This is a genomic window from Marixanthomonas spongiae (assembly GCF_003095375.1).
GTDB lineage: Bacteria > Bacteroidota > Bacteroidia > Flavobacteriales > Flavobacteriaceae > Marixanthomonas > Marixanthomonas spongiae.
Map to the genome: position 1 here is coordinate 312,014 of NZ_QEHR01000004.1, position 16,469 is coordinate 328,482.

A 16,469-nucleotide genomic window follows, 5' to 3' on the forward strand; every position below is an offset into this window, starting at 1 on the left:
GAAAAGAAAACAGTTATTTAACACCTATTTATGAAGTTTCAACTGAATCCGTTTTCTTTCCACATCCACTTCCAGCACCTTTACGATAAGCTGTTGGTGTAAATGTACGTGTTCGTTAACGTCGGAAACATAAGAATCTGACAGGTTCGAAATATGAATCAATCCGCTTTCCTTGATTCCCACATCCACAAAAGCACCGAAATTTGTGATGTTGTTAACAATGCCCGGAAGCAATTGCCCCGGTTCCAGATCGCCAATGGTTTTGATGTTTTGGTTAAATGTGAACACTTTTGCGGGCTCGCGGATATCGAGGCCGGGCTTCTCCAGTTCTTTTACAATATCCTGAAGCGTAGGCAGGCCAACGGTTTCCGTTTGGTATTTTTCCAACGGAATTTCTTGAAGCAGTTTTTTATTACCTATCATTTCTGAAATGTCAACCCCTTGATCCTTCGCCATTTTTGAAACCACAGCATAACTTTCCGGATGCACAGCCGAATCGTCCAACGGATTTGCCCCATCTTTTATCCGAAGAAATCCCGCTGCTTGCTGAAAGGCTTTTTCGCCCAACCTTGAAACGTTTTTAATTTCCTTTCTGGAAAAAAAAGTCCCGTTTTCATCCCGGTGCTTTACAATATTTTCCGCCAATTTATCACCAATACCCGAAACATAACTCAGTAACGAAGTACTCGCAGTATTGACGTTAACACCCACGGCATTCACGCAGTTTTCAACTACGCGATCCAAGGAGTTTTTCAGTTTGGTTTGGTTCACATCATGCTGATATTGCCCAACCCCGATTGATTTAGCATCGATTTTCACCAATTCAGCCAATGGATCTTGCAAACGCCGCCCGATGGAAACCGATCCTCGCACGGTAACATCGTAATTGGGGAACTCCTCCCGTGCAATTTTTGAAGCCGAATAAATAGAAGCACCCGCTTCGCTTACCACGAAAACTTGAATGGGACGATCAAATTGAATACGGCGGATCAATTGTTCGGTTTCCCTGGAAGCGGTTCCGTTGCCAATGGCGATGGCTTCAATTTTATGGGCGTTTACCAAGGTGCTAATCTTTTTGATTGCTCCTTTTGAATCGTTTTTTGGCGGATGCGGATAAATGGTTTCGTTGTGCTCCAGTCCGCCTTGGGCATCGAGACAAACCACTTTACAGCCCGTTCTAAAACCGGGATCAATGGCCAACACCTTTTTTTCGCCCAACGGCGAACCCAACAACAGTTGTTTCAGGTTTTTGGCAAATACCTGTATGGCCGTTTCGTCTGCTTTTTCTTTAGCAGCGTTTAAAATTTCGTTGGAAAGTGCAGGGAATAATAACCTTTTGTACGCATCTGCAATGGCCATCGAAATTTGTTCGGCACAGTCGCCATTCGATTTTATAACCCGGTTCTCAATTTTTGAAAGTATGCGTGAATTGTCATCCCGATGGCTATCGGGATCAATTTTCAAACGAATAAACCCTTCTTCCGTAGCGCGAAGGATCGCCAACAATCGGTGCGACGGACAACGGTTTAATGCCTCGCTCCAGTTAAAATAATCCCTGAATTTTTGTGCTTTTTCATCGTCTTTCTTCGCTTTTACGACTTTGGTGGTAAGCACAGCGTGTCGTTCTAATTGTTTCCGAAGCATATTTCGAATGTCGCTCCGTTCGTTGATCCATTCTGAAATGATGTGGCGTGCACCTTCCAAAGCTTCCTCAACCGAAATGGAATCAGACGTATATTGTTCAGCAATCGAATAAATATCTGAAGCATTTTGTGCCATAATAATCTTGGCAAGTGGTTCCAAGCCATTGTTTCGAGCGGTATCAGCTTTGGTTTTGCGTTTCTTTTTATAGGGTAAGTATAAATCTTCTAGCGTGGTGCTATCGGTGGTCGCTTCTATTTTTTTCTGAAGTTCATCGGTAAGCACTTCTTGCTCTTCCAACGCTTTTAAAATAGTGGCTTTGCGCTTTTCCAGTGTTTCAAATGCTTCTTTGTACGAAACAATATCGCCTATTTGCACTTCGTCCAGATTTCCGGTTTGCTCTTTTCGGTAACGGGAAATAAAAGGAATGGTACAATCCTCATTTAATAAAGCAAGGGTGTTTTTTATTGCTTTTTCGGGGAGTTGGGTTTTGGAAGTTATATATTTAAGAAGGCTGTTCATTTTAAAATTATTCTGAAAATTTTACAAGCCTATAATTGTTTTCTTTTCTATTGTAATGCCCCCAGATAAAGGATTCATTTAATTTAAAGATAGTTTCGGCAGTCGCTCCTTTTGTGTTTTCAAAAGTAGTTTTTATTCTATCAAATGGATTTTCAGAAATCGATCCTTCAAGATGGTTGAAATCTTTGTCAAACAAACCTGTAATTCTAACAGATTTTGTGTTTTTATACCCGTTGTAAGTGTAGTTTAAGTTGTTAAAAGAGGCTACTATAATTCCACCGGCAAGACCTCCTAATGCACCTCCAACAATTACTGCGTTATTTGGCTTCTCTACGGTACTGCCCATTGTGATTTCATAAACTCCATTTTGTTTATAAATGGATAAACCAATACCTCCATTCGAAATTTTCCGTAGAAACTTATTCGTTTTTTCTAGTTCCCGATACGAATCAAAATCTCCCCCTTCTTGTATTATTGGGGTGTTTTTAAATTCTAGTTGTTCGTCATCAGTGACAGCGATTTTTTTAATTATTTTCCCTGAAGATATTTCTACTATTTGAAATTGAAGCTTATCAGAATCAGAAGCAATCTGAAAAAGTTTATCCTCCATTAAAAAACTGTTGCTTTTAACCGAAAGATTAAAACCTTCAAATTCTGGTTGGGGCAGTTTTTTGACACTATGCTCAAAAGAAGCTAAATCGATTTGTATGAGATGGGTGTGTTCCCTGAAATGGTCCGATGTGATAGATAAGGAATCGCCTTTTTTATAAAATTTTAAATCTTTTGAAGTCAACTCCAATACATTTGGCGTGTTAGGTTCTATTTGGCCTATGGTAGATTTTATGGCAATTTCACTAAAGTCAAAAGCTTTACCTTTTTGATCTAAAAAAGAATTTTCTTTAAAGATTATTTCATGTAATGTATGGTCAAGGTCATTGTTAAAAGCATAAACATTTAACTGCGAACCTCTGTTTGGAACCGATAGTAAATAAAGATCATTATTGTAGTGTATGGCTTCTAAGTATTTTTCACCTCTAAGTTTAAAACCCAGTTCTTTTGCTTGAGCCATTCCTTTTTCAAAATCAAAGGTCATGGCGCCATAACTCCGGCCGTTTGGGGTATTCATAAACAGGGTTATTACTTTACTCTCGATGGCATAGCCAATAATAGCCTTAAACTTTGAATGAAGGTCTGGACAGATGGTAGTTCCCAAAATATTATAGTTCTCGTCGAACATAAAGCCATAAACCCTATCTCTATCTTCCAAAAACACAAAAAAATTCCCAGATGTTTCATCTACTACGTTAAAAGATTGTTTTATAGTGCTGAATTTGCCTTCCCCATTAATGGTTGCAACTTCTTCCTGTCCATACATTGCCAATTGAAGAAGTAAAGCAATTAAAAAAATAAATCGGTTTTTCATAAAAATGTTAATTTATTGATGCTCCATTGCTTACTTCATCATCTGTGCTGAGCGGAGTCGAAGTGTCTGGATTCACAAAAGATAACTTCCCTTCGGCAGTTTCAGTCATTAAAATCATACCTTGACTTTCTACGCCGCGCAATTTCCTGGGAGCCAAATTAACCAACACCGTTACCTTTTTTCCAACTACATCTTCTGCTTTAAAGCTTTCAGCAATTCCTGAAACGATGGTGCGTACATCAATACCGGTATCCACTTTTAATACCAATAACTTCTTGGTTTTAGGCATTTTTTCGGCTTCGATAATGGTGCCCACGCGCATATCCAACTTGGTAAAATCATCAAACTCTATCATTTCTTTCTGTGGTTTTATAGCATTATTTAAGGTTGCTGAGCTTGTCGAAGCATTGGCTTTTTTGCTGGCTTCTAATTTATCTAACTGTTGTTGAATTTGCTCGTCTTCAATTTTACTGAAGAGCAATTCGCCTTTTCCTATTTGATGGCCTGGGTTTATGAGTCCCTCTCTGCCTTTCGGCATCTCTCCCAAAGGGAGAGAAGAAATATCGTTCCAACTTAACTTTTGGTCACTGAGCGGAGCCGAAGTGAGCATTTCTCTCAATTTTTCTGAAGTAAACGGTAAAAATGGTTCGCTTAAAAACGATAAAGCAGAGGCGATTTGTAATGCAATATACATCACTGTTTTGGTGCGTGCTTCGTCGGTTTTTATGGTTTTCCAAGGTTCTTCGTCTGCCAGATATTTATTTCCCAATCGGGCTACATTCATCAACTCTTGCTGTGCTTCCCTAAAACGGTAGCGTTCAATGGAGCTGGCGATAACAGCCGGATAGGCTTGTAATTCTTTTAAGGTTTGTGTGTCAACTTCTGAAAAGTCTGCTGGTTCGGGTACAATGCCATCGTAATATTTATTGGTCAGCACCACAACCCTGTTTATAAAGTTTCCGAAGATAGCGACCAGCTCGTTGTTGTTCCTGGCTTGAAAATCTGCCCAAGTGAAGTCGTTGTCCTTTGTTTCTGGGGCGTTCGCGGTTAACACGTAACGCAATACATCCTGCTGGTTTGGAAACTCTTCCAGATATTCGTGCAGCCAAACCGCCCAGTTTTTACTGGTTGATATTTTGTTGCCTTCCAGATTCAAAAACTCATTCGCCGGAACGTTATCTGGCAAAATATAGCTTCCTTCGGCTTTTAGCATACTTGGGAAAATGATACAGTGAAAAACGATGTTGTCTTTCCCTATAAAATGCAACAACTTTGTGTCTTCGTTTTTCCAATACGGCTTCCAATCTTTCCCTTCGCGTTCCGCCCATTCTTTAGTAGCAGAGATATAACCAATTGGTGCATCGAACCAAACGTACAATACTTTGCCTTCGCCCCCTTCAACCGGGACGGGAATGCCCCAGTCCAAATCGCGAGTTACCGCACGGGCGCGCAATCCATCGTCAATCCAAGATTTGCATTGGCCGTATACGTTGCTTTTCCAATCTTTTTTATGCTCTTTTAAAATCCATTCTTTTAAAAATCCTTCGTATTGGTCTAAGGGTAAAAACCAGTGGCGTGTTTCTTTTAAAACGGGTTTGTTGCCGGTAATCGCACTTTTTGGGTTTATTAAATCGGTTGCGTTGTGGGACGTTCCGCAGTTTTCACACTGATCGCCGTAGCTTTCTTCAAAACCACATTTAGGACAGGTTCCTAAGATAAACCGATCGGCTAGAAATTGCTTGGCTTCGGCATCGTACAACTGTTCGGTAACTTCTTCAATGAACTTTCCGTCTTCGTACAGTTTTTTGAAAAACGCCGATGCCGTGTCGTGATGTACTTTTGCTGAAGTTCGGGAATAATTATCAAATGAAATTCCGAAATCTTCAAAGGATTTTTTAATGATTCCGTGGTATTTATCCACGACTTCTTGTGGCGTAATGCCTTCTTTTTTTGCCTTGATGGTGATGGGGACGCCGTGTTCGTCACTTCCGCAAACGAAAGCTACGTCCTTATTTTGTAAGCGTTGGTAGCGCGCGTAAATATCTGCCGGCACATAGACCCCTGCTAAATGCCCAATATGAACGGGGCCATTAGTGTAAGGTAAAGCGGCGGTAATGGTATATCGGTTGGGGGACTTGGAATTTGTTGAACTGTTTTCAGCCATAATGTAAACGCATCTGGATTTTAATGGAACGGTGCAAAAATAATGATTTTATGTTCGGTAGGCGTGGACTGCGCGAGGAAAAACAAATCCGCGATAATTTTTTAAGAGGCTGCCTGAAAGTATAGTCAAAATATCGATTATTATTATCGCCGCTTATTTTATAAGAATGGATTTGCTGTAAAAAGTGCCGTGCACCGCAATTCTATAAATATATTGACCGGGGATAAGGCTGGCAGTGCTATTGGTTTTTATATCTATGGTGTGTTTTCCGGGATGGAGTATTCCGTTTTTTAGAGTAGTGATTTCCCGTCCTAAAACATCATATAGTTTAATGTTCATATTTGCGCTGTTGGTCATTTTAATCTCGATGTACGTACGATCGTCTTGATAAATGGGCACGTGGGCAAAGCCATTAACGTTTGAAAACGATTGCGAACCAAGGGTTCCGCAAGTAAGGCCAAGATCTAAATTCTCGTACGTCTGGTTCAACAATATGGTGTTTACCACTGTTGGGTCCAAGCAAAACCAATCGGTCAAAACGGTTGAATAAACCTGCCGAAAATCGGAAGTAGGGATTAAATTATCATTGCTGTCCCAAGTGTTCAGATCGGGGTGTTCGCCTACAAAACCGCTTCCGTTTAAGCCTGTGCCGAACAACATGACCGGTGATGCCGCCCCGTGGTCAGTGCCGTTGGAACCGTTTTCATAGGGACGGCGACCAAATTCTGAAATGGTCATGCTCAATACTTTGTCGTCCATTCCCGTAGCGCCCAAGTCATCGTAAAAATCCTTTAAGGAATCTGCGAGGTCTTCCAGCAGGGCTCGGTGGTCGTTCACTTGATTGGCGTGGGTGTCAAAACTGCCCAAGGTAACCATATATACTTTGGTGCCCAGCCCGCCTTTTATCATCCGGGCGACGATGGCCAGCTGCTTGGCCAATTCTTTTTCGCTGTACGAGGCTTGGTTTTCTGAAGCCATATACGCATCGTTTATCACACCGGCATAGGTGTAGGTGGTATTGGCGGTAGCGCGCATAAACAGCAACTTGTCGCCATATACGCAATCTGGGAGGTTGGTTACATCGTAGAGGGTGCCGTTTTCGGCCACATCGGCCAATTGATCTGGATTGGCCACCGAAAAAGCATAATTGTTGTCATCGCCATCAAAAATTAGGTTGCCAATGCTCCCTATCTGTATGGCTGGTGGTACTTCGGGCGGATTTGTTAAATAATCTGGATAAAGGTCTTCAAAATAACGGCCCCACCATCCAGTAGGTTCTACATTTACAGGGTCTGCGGACGCCCAAATGTCTGAAGAGCGAAAATGCGACAGGTTTTGTTGCGGATAGCCAACGCCGTGGACCACTTTCATTTTTCCGTCGCCCCAAACACTTTCCAAGCTGTTCATATAATTGGGAATGGCAAAATCGGCATTTAGGTTTAGCAAATCGGCTTGTTGGTGTTTTATCGTTGGCCTTAAATTAGCATAGGAAGCATAATCGTACACAGGGACAATGGTGTTGAGCCCGTCGTTGCCGCCTTTTAATCTAATGATGACCAAGATATTCTCGTTTTCGCTTTGCGAGAGTGCAACGGACAACGGGGAAGGTTTCGAGGCCGAAACCGCTGCGTGCCCTACCATTGCCGTGCCCACGCCAGCAAGGCCCAACGCTTGGATAAACGACCTACGGCTCCACGTGGCGTGCTCTTGATCGTGAGCGTTTGTATCAAGCTTCTTTTCTTTGTTGTTCTTAAAATGATGAAAATGGCTCATGGCAGGTTTATTTAAGTTGAAATTCGGGCATTTGGATAATGTGGTGCAAGAGCAGGATTACTTGGTAAGTGGCCGAGCTCCAATCGAGGTTCCAAGAGCCATCGTCATAATAATTTTGAGGAACCTCCCATTTTAAAACATCGGTGGCAATGTCGTAATCGGTTGGGGTGAACAGTTCTTTGGCCATAAAATGGTCCACCAAGGTTTTGGCTATAAAAGCAGGATCGTTGCTGTTGTTGGTAAGCAATTTAGCAAAATCGGTTATGTCCAGTTCCCTGTGATTGTATCCCACCCAATTGTAATAGCGCATGAGTTCCCAACGGCCGGTAAGGGTGGAGGAGTTGATCCAATCTTCGTCCCGTTGCCATCCAGAAACATCAGGCGGGTCGTACAGTTGTTGTCCCACTATGTTACAGAAGTAATAAATAACTTCAAGAGTTTGCGCTTCATAGTGAAAGCCCGTTTCGTTCATATAGCCTAAAATGGTGTCGTAAGGGCTTTTTATGATGACCCCAAGGGCTTCTTCATCAAAAAAATGCTCGCTTTTGAACAATTGCTTGAAAACGGGCACCATTTCAAAATCATTGTCGATCATAGTTTGCGCCAAGGGCTGGATAATTTCCTGTTCGGAAAAGGAATCTATCGTGGGGCTTACAAAAAAGGTATAAAATTTAGTACAGATATACGTGGCAATTTCGGTGGCACGTTCGGCAAATAGAATGTTTATCAAATCGTCGTACCCCCAATTTCCAGTCTGGCCGAAAATGGTTTTCTCGCCATCGTCAAAAGTGCTGGCATTAAAATAAATAGCGCCGCCAATCTCGTCCCAGTGGTTGTAACCAGTCAAGGCTCTTGCGGCATTTGTGATGTCTTCTTGCGTGTACCCAATACCTTCGCCAAGGGTAAAAAGTTCAAAAAGTTCGCGGGCGTAGTTTTCGTTGGGTTGCGTATTGGTGTTTTCAAATCCGTTGAGATATACCAACATGGCGTTATCAATACCCACACCTCTTACAAACTCCCTAAAGTTGCCCAAAGCGTTTAGTTGCATGAGGTGGTAATATTGGTACATATACGGGGCATAATAGTACATTTCCAGCTCGGTTACAAAATGGTTCATCCAGAAAAACGCGAGGCGTCCGCGCATTTTTTCATTTAAAAGATCTGTTTCAGTTTGCACTGCCCATTCTTTTAGGTAAATTTCATTTTCAGTATCAAAATCACCAAAATCATTGTAGGTGTAATGCCCCCAAACGGGCGCTGGGGTTGGTGGGAGGTTATGGGCAGCATCCACCAAGGAGTCTATAAAATCGTTAGGGGAAAGGGACAAAGCGGCGTCTATATCTGCTTTTGGGGCACCAAAGGCCATTCTTCTGTAAGCGTGATTTACCTTAAGGGTATTCCATGGGTTTTGACTTGTAGGGGTATAAGATACAAGGGTAGAAAAATTGCAGGGAGTAGTGACTGTTTTTTCCATTGGGGATATTTAGTGTATTAAAAGTACTGAAAATTAGTTTAGTACGGTATTTGTGTGTTAATTTTAACGTTAATGGTTATTTTTCTGAGTTTAAAACCGTATTCTTTAGCTGTATGAAAACACCTCCAACCTTGCAAAAAGGCGATACCGTCGCAATTGTTTCCACTGCCCGAAAAGTTTCAAAGGAAGAATTAAAATCCGGTTTAAACTTGTTAGAAAAATGGGGTTTGAAGGTAGTTTTAGGAAAGACAATTGAAGCAGAACAAAACCAGTTTGCTGGAGACGATGCCTTGCGAACAGCCGATTTTCAAGACATGTTAGATAATCCAGCTATAAAAGCTATTTGGTGTGCCCGAGGAGGATATGGAACGGTGCGAATGGTTGATGAATTGGACTTTTCAGAATTTAAAAGAAATCCAAAATGGATTATCGGGTATAGTGACATTACGGTGCTGCATTCGCATATTCATAATTTAGGCTTGGAAACATTGCACGCCCAGATGCCGTTGGATATTGAAAATAAAACAGCAGAAACGGTAAATTCCATACGGGAAATACTCTTCGGAAATCCGTACAGATTAGAATTTGTTTCAGAAGAAAAAAACCTTAACAGAACGGGGAAAGCAACCGGCCAACTGGTAGGCGGCAATCTTTCGGTGCTGTATTCAATTGCCGGGAGTGTTTCCGCAGTTGATCCAAAAGGGAAAATCCTGCTTATCGAAGATTTGGACGAATACTTATATCATATAGACCGGATGATGCAAAACCTAAAACGCAGCGGTTTTTTAAAACCCCTTTCGGCATTGGTAGTGGGTGGTATGAGCGATATGAACGACAATACCATTCCTTTTGGGAAAACGGCAGAAACCATCATTTCCGAAGCAATTTCAGAATACAATTACCCCGTTTGCTTCAACGCGCCTGTAGGCCATATAAACGACAACCGGGCACTGATACTGGGCAGGAACATTACGTTGGAGGTGACAAAAAACAGATCGAAATTGGTTTTTTGAACGATTAGCTTCATTCAGATAAAATCGGTTTACTCATCAATACGCACCATTTGTGTGCTTAAATGGGCTGTTTAGTAGAAGGTGCTTGTTTTTAGGCGGCGATTGTGTACTTTTAAATGGTATGGAATTAGTGAAAGTTGAAAACATGAAAATCCTAAAAATAAAAAGCATAGTTTTATTGATTGTGGTTTGCAATATGATGTTGGGTTGCGTTACGCTCCAGCAACCACTTCCGGGGAGCCTTTGGGGCAATTGGGAATTTGTGAAAACTGGTACGATAAGCAACGGGTCCAACGAACGTCTTGAAAACTATAGAAATGTATGTGATAGCGAGCCTGACCGATTGCATTTTTCGTCGGACAATAAAATGTCCCTGCGGTGGTACGATGAAAGTTGTGCCATACATTACTACTTAATTGGGCGTTACCACGTGGAAGGCAATACCTTGAAAGTTGATTTGGCAGACAGCCGTCCGTACCAAGACAGTCCTTTTCCGCCGATTACAGAATTCAGGATCATTCAAATAAATGCGACCACTTTAAAACTTGAAGAAATCCCCAGTGATTATAGGCGCGAAAGACATCAAGGCACGTCATCTGGCCCTGAGGTATTGGTTTTTGTTTTTATGAGGCTTGAGTGATTTCAGAAATCGGTTGATGCATTTGCCCTTTATCATCAATAAATACAGCAAAAAATAAAACGGATTATTATGAACAAGCTATTTGTTATTGTTTTTATGTTTCTTTCTATTGGTACCTCTTCTGTGTTTTCACAGGTAAAAAAGAATCCATCCAAAGAAAAGGCCAAAAAAGGGGTTAGGATCCATAACAAGAAAAAACCCGCTACAAAAAAACAACATACCTTACCGGGCGTTTACATCGATGAAAACGCTACTGCCCCAGTTTCAATAACTCAAGTAAAAACAGCTGTCCCTGCATTTATAGGCTATACCGAGAAGGGGCCTAAAGAGCCTACGCAGATAAGCTCCATGACCGATTATAAAAACCTGTATGGCGGTCCCTCGGCCGAAGATATCGGGGAGTTTGAAATAGACAGGAACGGGTCGGTAAGTGCCCCAGCTATAGATAATGACCCAAAATACAAAATGTATTACATGCTGCAACTGTTTTTTGCCAACGGAGGGCGTGATTGCTTTATAACCTCAGTGGGCCATTATGATGAAGCAGGTAACGCCATTAAAAATGAAGAGTTGTTGGCTGGCTTGGCACTGCTTAAAACCGAAGATGTACCTACCTTGATTCTATTCCCCGATGCAATTAGCTCCAAAAATCAAGGAGATTCTACCGAACTTTATAAGGCAGCACTGGCCCAAAGTGCAGAAAAGAAAGATCGTTTTCTTATCTGTGATGTAGCGGCAGTGAATAATAATATTACGAAATCTGCAAATGCGTTCCGGTTTTCAATGGGAACGGAAAACTTAGCATACGGCGCGGCTTATTTTCCACCGCTAAAAACCAGCTTAACATACGCTATTCCTGAAGATGAAATTCAAGTAAAGCTTAAGGCAAATGACAAAAAGTTAGTGTTAAGGCATACTGAAGATGCGATATCGACTAATTCTGGTAACAAAGAAGCGTCGTTGTACCACACAGAAAACGGACGCTATAGGAGCGCGTATCGAGATATTAAAAACACCATTCAAGCAAAAAAGCTTGAATTGCCACCAAGTGCGGCCATAGCTGGGGTTTATGCAAAGGTAGATGCTTCAAGGGGTGTATGGAAAGCTCCGGCAAACATTTCTTTAAACAAAGTAAGTGCTCCTAAAATTACTATCGACAAAAATGCACAAGCTGCCCTTAATGTGCATAGCAGTGGAAAATCCATAAATGCCATAAGAAGCTTTCGTGGCCGGGGCGTATTGGTTTGGGGCGCCCGTACCTTGGTCGGAAATGATCCTGAATGGAAGTATGTTTCTGTAAAACGACTCGCCATTGCAATTGAAGAATCAGTGACCAATGCCCTAAAGCGTTTTGCGCATGAGCCTAACGATGCGGCAACTTGGGCGAAAGTTAAAGCAATGACCGAAAACTACCTTACAACCCTTTGGCGGTCGGGAGCACTCAACGGCATCAAGCCCGAACAGGCATTTTTTGTAAACATAGGTTTGGGCAAAAGCATGACATCTAGAGATATTCAGGAAGGCAACATGGTTATGGAAATCGGCCTTGCTGCGCTGAAACCTTCCGAGTTTATTGTTTTAAGGTTTTCTCAAAAAATGAACAGCAATTAGGAGTAATCATTAAGAGCAAGCCTTTTGTAAATAACCGATCACAAATTTCTCTTTCATTGAAATGCTTTGTTTTTTGAGGCCGCTACTCTTTAAGCACTACAGTTCAATCATTAAAAGCTACCATCTGCTCAAATGTCCTAATTGCTGCATAATGATTTTGTAGTTTTAACCATATTTAAATCAAACACTTATAAAATTTCGGAAGAATGGAAAGTCTATATTTTCGAGTTGAAAAGGTGTTAAAACTTATAAAACAATAACAAACCACAAATTATGAGAACGAAATTTATATTTATAGGGGTATTTATCTTCTTGCTAACAACGATACCATTTTATGCGCAAAAGGGCTCAAAAACTAAAAAAATGCATAAGCCTACACTGGAAAAAATTTATATGCAAAAGAAGGCAAAAGCTCAAAAAAAGGGGATTGTGAAGAACCAAAAGAAAATGAAGCAAATAGACATTGTTAAACCTATTAAACTCGAAAAAGTTAAGAAGAGAGAGTTTCCTCGCATCGATCCGCTTACCAAAGAAATAATCCCTAAATACAATCCGTCCCCAGAAAATGAAATTACCATTCTCTTTCCAAATTCGGGTATGCTATATCCAAATACAGATGATTTTCTAATACAACATTTTATGATTTTACAATGGAGAGCTACTAGGGGACACACAGTAGAAATTAAAACGCTAAGGGAAACGATTCATGGGAATTATGGAGTGGTTCAAGATTGGACTCCCTATGTTGTAGATGATCCTGAAGGCATTAGGGATGAGAGTATACCTTTTAGTGGATCTCCCGTAGGTCACAGGTTGTTGGTCAAAATATTAATTCGTGATGCGGCAGAAAGATCGCAAGTTAAAACAATTTTTATAGGGCATGAATAATTTTATGTTCTCGCCGTCTTGTAAATGGAAAAGTAGTTTTAATACATTCAAGTTTCTTCCATTTTCACTGAAAAACCTTCAAATTTTATAGCAATCACGCTTTAAACCACACTGTCCAATCATTCAAAGCTGCCGTTTGCTCAAAACCCCCAATAATCATATAGCGGTTTCGTAGCTTTGAATGAATTAAAAGGGTGCTTTCAATGTCGCTAACTAAGAGGCATTTTATCTTATGGTAATGAAAGCTGTTAATTAATGAAAATCAATAACAAACCACAAATCATGAAAACGAAATTATTATTTTTAGGAGCACTACTCTGTTTACTAGTATCGACTCCTCTTTATGCCCAAAAAACCAAGAAAGTAAAACAAAAGGAAATGAAACAAATTGAGGTAGTTAAGCAACCTGAAGTAAAAATTGTTCCTAAAAAGAAACGAGTGATCCGTGGCCACATTGATCCTATTACCGGAGAACAGCACAATACAACTACCAATAATAGCACCGATACACGTATTACCATACCGGTGAAGAAATACCGTAAAATCGAATTTGTCGACATGCCGCTTCTTATTAAAGGAACTGCAAAGCGAAATAGTGAGGTTAATGTAACGATCACTACAACCTACAAAAAATACGGTCAAGAAATCACAAAAAGGAAAAATATCAATAAAATACTAACAAACAATGAAGGTGTCTGGGGCGGTGTAAAGATTTACTCAGTAGAAGTAGATGAAGCCGATGATAAAGTCACGCATAAGATTACAGCCGAGCGGGTGGAAAATGATAACGTAGTGGGCAATACCGATACTGTTACCGTATATTCCAACCCAAAGGAAATCACTTCGATTAAAATTACCGATCCCGAGAGCAATCTTTATCAAGGGGCCAAAGTAACATCGCCAATTACCGTGCGCGGAAGAGCCATAAAAGGACATACTGTTGAAATTAGGGTGCAAACCGGACAAAAAACGGCTAACAACTACAACCAATCCAGTTCCGGAAGTAGGTTGATCAAGGACTGGACGCCTGTTAGCGTGAATTCTCAAGGGCGTTGGAGCAAACAATTAAACACCGGTAAGCCAAAAACCAAAAACGGTCGCGCTCCGCAAAGCGAATATAACCTTACCATTTTGGTTCGTGATAAAGACAATCCATCGGAAGTCAAAACCTTGTGGTTGAGGCGATAAAAATAGAACCACTTTTCAGCTAACATAAACCAAAAAACCCTTCAAGTTTTAAATTTTGAAGGGTTTTGTTATGGAAGATGCTGTAGCTTATAATTGAATGTTAAAGCGTTTCTTTCAACCACTTAAAAAACTCCCGTTGCCACACGAGTGCGTTTTGCGGTGTCAATATCCAATGGTTTTCTTCGGGGAAATAAAGCAATTTGCTTTTTAACCCTAACAATTGTGCAGCTTGATAAGCACTCAGTCCTTGTTCAATGGGTACACGGTAATCCTTTCCGCCTTGAATGATCAACATAGGCGTGTCCCAGTTTGATACTTTGGTAATTGGATTAAATTCGTTGTAAGTTTTTTGAGCCGCTTTGTTTTTTTTATCCCAATATGGACCACCAAAATCGTGGTTTACAAAAAACAGCTCTTCGGTGGTACCGTACATGCTTCGGGTATCGAACACCCCATCGTGAGCGATAAACGATTTAAATCGGTTGTTGTGGATGCCAGCCAAGTAAAAAACAGAATAGCCACCAAAACTGGCTCCTACGGCACCCAAACGGTCGTTGTCAACATACGGTTCTTTTGCAATTTCATCAATGGCCGAAAGGTAGTCGTTCATTACTTGGCCGCCCCAATCTTTGCTAATGGCTTCGTTCCATTCTACACCGTGACCAGGCATGCCGCGACGGTTGGGTGCTACCACAATATATCCTTGCGAAGCCATTAACTGGAAATTCCACCGGTAGGAATAAAACTGCGATAATGGCGATTGCGGACCACCTTGTGCATATAACAAAGTTGGGTATTTTTTTGAAGTATCAAAATTAGGCGGTAAAATAACCCAAACCAGCATTTGTTTGCCATCGGTCGTGGTTACCATTCGTTTTTCAACCTTTGGCAAATCGATGCTGTTGTATAGGTCGAGGTTGATGCTGGTCAACTGCTTAAACGTGTTGTCTTTTAAATTAAAACTGAAAATTTCAGCAGCATGGTTCATATCGGTTCGGGTAACCAACAGCGTATTGTCTTTTTGGGCAATAATGCTTGTTACATCAAATTGGCCTTTTGAAAGCTGCTCTACAACAGGTGCTATGCGTTTCTTTCCAGGATAGTTCACTTTAAATAACTGAATGGTTCCATCTACTGGAGCAGTGAAATACACATCATCGCCATCTTGGCTCCAAAGGAAACTGCGAACCGTGCCGTCCCATCGTTGGGTTAAATTTTGTTTAACACCATTGTTTAAAACAACAATATCATTTTTGTCAGCTTCGTAACCATCGGTTTTCATTTGCAACCACGCTAAAGCTCCATTTGATGAAAACGCTGGGTTGGTATCGTAGCCTTTATTGTCTTTGGTAATGTTCTCGGTGGTTTTAGAGTCTAAATTATACTTGTAAATATCGGTATTGGTGCTTGTTGCGTATTCTTTGCCCTTGAGTTTTTTGCTCACGTAATAAATGCTTTTACTATCTGGCGACCAAATGTAATCTTCGTCACCACCAAACGGACGTTGAGGCGTGTGATAGGGTTGTTTGGGCATAATATCGGTGCCAGTTGCATTTTCGTTATCAGTAGGTTTGTAAAAAACGTGGTTGTAGCTACCATCTTGCCACGTATCCCAATGACGGATATCTAAATCGGAAAAAATATAGGCGTTAGATTCTTCCAGGTTTTTATAGACGTCTTTGGCTTCAATGTCTTCAATGTGTACTTCGTCATCGAACAAGGTGTATTCGCCGTTGGGCGACACGTTTTTGTTCTTTGCGTTGGCATCGTCTTCTTCAATTTCAACCACGGTGCCGCCGGTTACGGGCATTTTATAGTATTTGGTGTCAAAATCGTTTTCTTCTATGTTCGGGATTTTTACTTTAAAATAGATCGTTGATCCCTCTTGGTCCAGCCCCATCACACTCAGTCGTTTTACTTGCCACAGCAGCTCGGGGGTCATGGTTTGCTGTCCAACCATTAAACTACTGCTCAACATTAAACTTAGTATTAGGATTACTTTTTTCATAGCTATTCTTTTTTATAGTGGAATTGTTTTTTTCTGAAATGTTATTGAATGTAACCATAGCAACAAAGTTAACAATAAGAAACCTTATTTGCTCGGGCTTTCAAGGGAAAAGCCATTCAATTTT

11 protein-coding genes are annotated in these 16,469 nt (G+C 40.9%); 5 read left to right on the forward strand and 6 right to left on the reverse strand.

The features are described from left to right. Window positions 1–24 precede the first annotated feature (24 nt). The 5 genes from DDV96_RS07875 to DDV96_RS07895 all read right to left on the reverse strand — a co-directional run bounded on the left by DDV96_RS07875 (window position 25) and on the right by DDV96_RS07895 (window position 8,997). On the reverse strand, window positions 25–2,163 hold the full coding sequence (locus DDV96_RS07875) for a Tex family protein (RefSeq protein ID WP_116694208.1): 2,139 nt from the start codon (window positions 2,161–2,163) through the stop codon (window positions 25–27). 7 nt (window positions 2,164–2,170) lie between these two features. Then, complete coding sequence (locus DDV96_RS07880) at window positions 2,171–3,586, reverse strand: hypothetical protein (protein WP_116694209.1); 1,416 nt, start codon at window positions 3,584–3,586, stop codon at window positions 2,171–2,173. Window positions 3,587–3,593: 7 nt separating this feature from the next. Next, a complete protein-coding gene (metG, locus tag DDV96_RS07885) occupies window positions 3,594–5,750 on the reverse strand; it encodes a methionine--tRNA ligase (protein WP_116694210.1) in 2,157 nt (718 codons plus the stop codon). Between the two features lie 153 nt (window positions 5,751–5,903). After that, window positions 5,904–7,523, reverse strand: a complete 1,620-nt coding sequence (locus DDV96_RS07890) for a DUF1501 domain-containing protein (protein WP_116694211.1) — start codon at window positions 7,521–7,523, stop codon at window positions 5,904–5,906. A 7-nt stretch (window positions 7,524–7,530) separates the two neighbouring features. Next, window positions 7,531–8,997 (reverse strand): DUF1800 domain-containing protein, encoded by a 1,467-nt coding sequence (locus DDV96_RS07895; RefSeq protein ID WP_116694212.1) that lies wholly within the window; start codon window positions 8,995–8,997, stop codon window positions 7,531–7,533. A 113-nt stretch (window positions 8,998–9,110) separates the two neighbouring features. On the opposite strand from DDV96_RS07895, the gene DDV96_RS07900 reads away from it, so the two are divergent. The 5 genes from DDV96_RS07900 to DDV96_RS07920 all read left to right on the forward strand — a co-directional run bounded on the left by DDV96_RS07900 (window position 9,111) and on the right by DDV96_RS07920 (window position 14,337). Continuing rightward, on the forward strand, window positions 9,111–10,010 hold the full coding sequence (locus tag DDV96_RS07900; protein WP_116694213.1) for a S66 peptidase family protein: 900 nt from the start codon (window positions 9,111–9,113) through the stop codon (window positions 10,008–10,010). Between the two features lie 145 nt (window positions 10,011–10,155). Continuing rightward, window positions 10,156–10,650, forward strand: a complete 495-nt coding sequence (locus DDV96_RS07905; RefSeq protein ID WP_116694275.1) for a hypothetical protein — start codon at window positions 10,156–10,158, stop codon at window positions 10,648–10,650. Between the two features lie 69 nt (window positions 10,651–10,719). Next, window positions 10,720–12,261: a phage tail sheath family protein gene (locus DDV96_RS07910; protein WP_240607689.1), complete on the forward strand. Its 1,542-nt coding sequence runs from the start codon at window positions 10,720–10,722 to the stop codon at window positions 12,259–12,261. 273 nt (window positions 12,262–12,534) lie between these two features. Further along, window positions 12,535–13,149 carry a hypothetical protein gene (locus DDV96_RS07915; protein ID WP_116694214.1) on the forward strand — a complete coding sequence of 205 codons (615 nt, stop codon included), beginning with the start codon at window positions 12,535–12,537 and terminating at the stop codon, window positions 13,147–13,149. 282 nt (window positions 13,150–13,431) lie between these two features. Beyond that, window positions 13,432–14,337 (forward strand): hypothetical protein, encoded by a 906-nt coding sequence (locus DDV96_RS07920; RefSeq protein ID WP_133240827.1) that lies wholly within the window; start codon window positions 13,432–13,434, stop codon window positions 14,335–14,337. Between the two features lie 100 nt (window positions 14,338–14,437). On the opposite strand, the gene DDV96_RS07925 is transcribed toward DDV96_RS07920, so the two are convergent. Then, the gene (locus tag DDV96_RS07925) at window positions 14,438–16,345 is read right to left on the reverse strand and encodes a S9 family peptidase (protein ID WP_116694216.1); all 1,908 of its coding nucleotides are present in this window, start codon (window positions 16,343–16,345) and stop codon (window positions 14,438–14,440) included. Window positions 16,346–16,469 lie beyond the last annotated feature (124 nt).

Bases quoted from the DNA above. Each gene is read 5' to 3' on its own strand.
- DDV96_RS07875 (WP_116694208.1), bottom strand. From the start codon at position 2,163: ATGAACAGCCTTCTTAAATATATAACTTCCAAAACCCAACTCCCCGAA.
- DDV96_RS07880 (WP_116694209.1), bottom strand. From the start codon at position 3,586: ATGAAAAACCGATTTATTTTTTTAATTGCTTTACTTCTTCAATTGGCA.
- metG (WP_116694210.1), bottom strand. From the start codon at position 5,750: ATGGCTGAAAACAGTTCAACAAATTCCAAGTCCCCCAACCGATATACC.
- DDV96_RS07890 (WP_116694211.1), bottom strand. From the start codon at position 7,523: ATGAGCCATTTTCATCATTTTAAGAACAACAAAGAAAAGAAGCTTGAT.
- DDV96_RS07895 (WP_116694212.1), bottom strand. From the start codon at position 8,997: ATGGAAAAAACAGTCACTACTCCCTGCAATTTTTCTACCCTTGTATCT.
- DDV96_RS07900 (WP_116694213.1), top strand. From the start codon at position 9,111: ATGAAAACACCTCCAACCTTGCAAAAAGGCGATACCGTCGCAATTGTT.
- DDV96_RS07905 (WP_116694275.1), top strand. From the start codon at position 10,156: ATGAAAATCCTAAAAATAAAAAGCATAGTTTTATTGATTGTGGTTTGC.
- DDV96_RS07910 (WP_240607689.1), top strand. From the start codon at position 10,720: ATGAACAAGCTATTTGTTATTGTTTTTATGTTTCTTTCTATTGGTACC.
- DDV96_RS07915 (WP_116694214.1), top strand. From the start codon at position 12,535: ATGAGAACGAAATTTATATTTATAGGGGTATTTATCTTCTTGCTAACA.
- DDV96_RS07920 (WP_133240827.1), top strand. From the start codon at position 13,432: ATGAAAACGAAATTATTATTTTTAGGAGCACTACTCTGTTTACTAGTA.
- DDV96_RS07925 (WP_116694216.1), bottom strand. From the start codon at position 16,345: ATGAAAAAAGTAATCCTAATACTAAGTTTAATGTTGAGCAGTAGTTTA.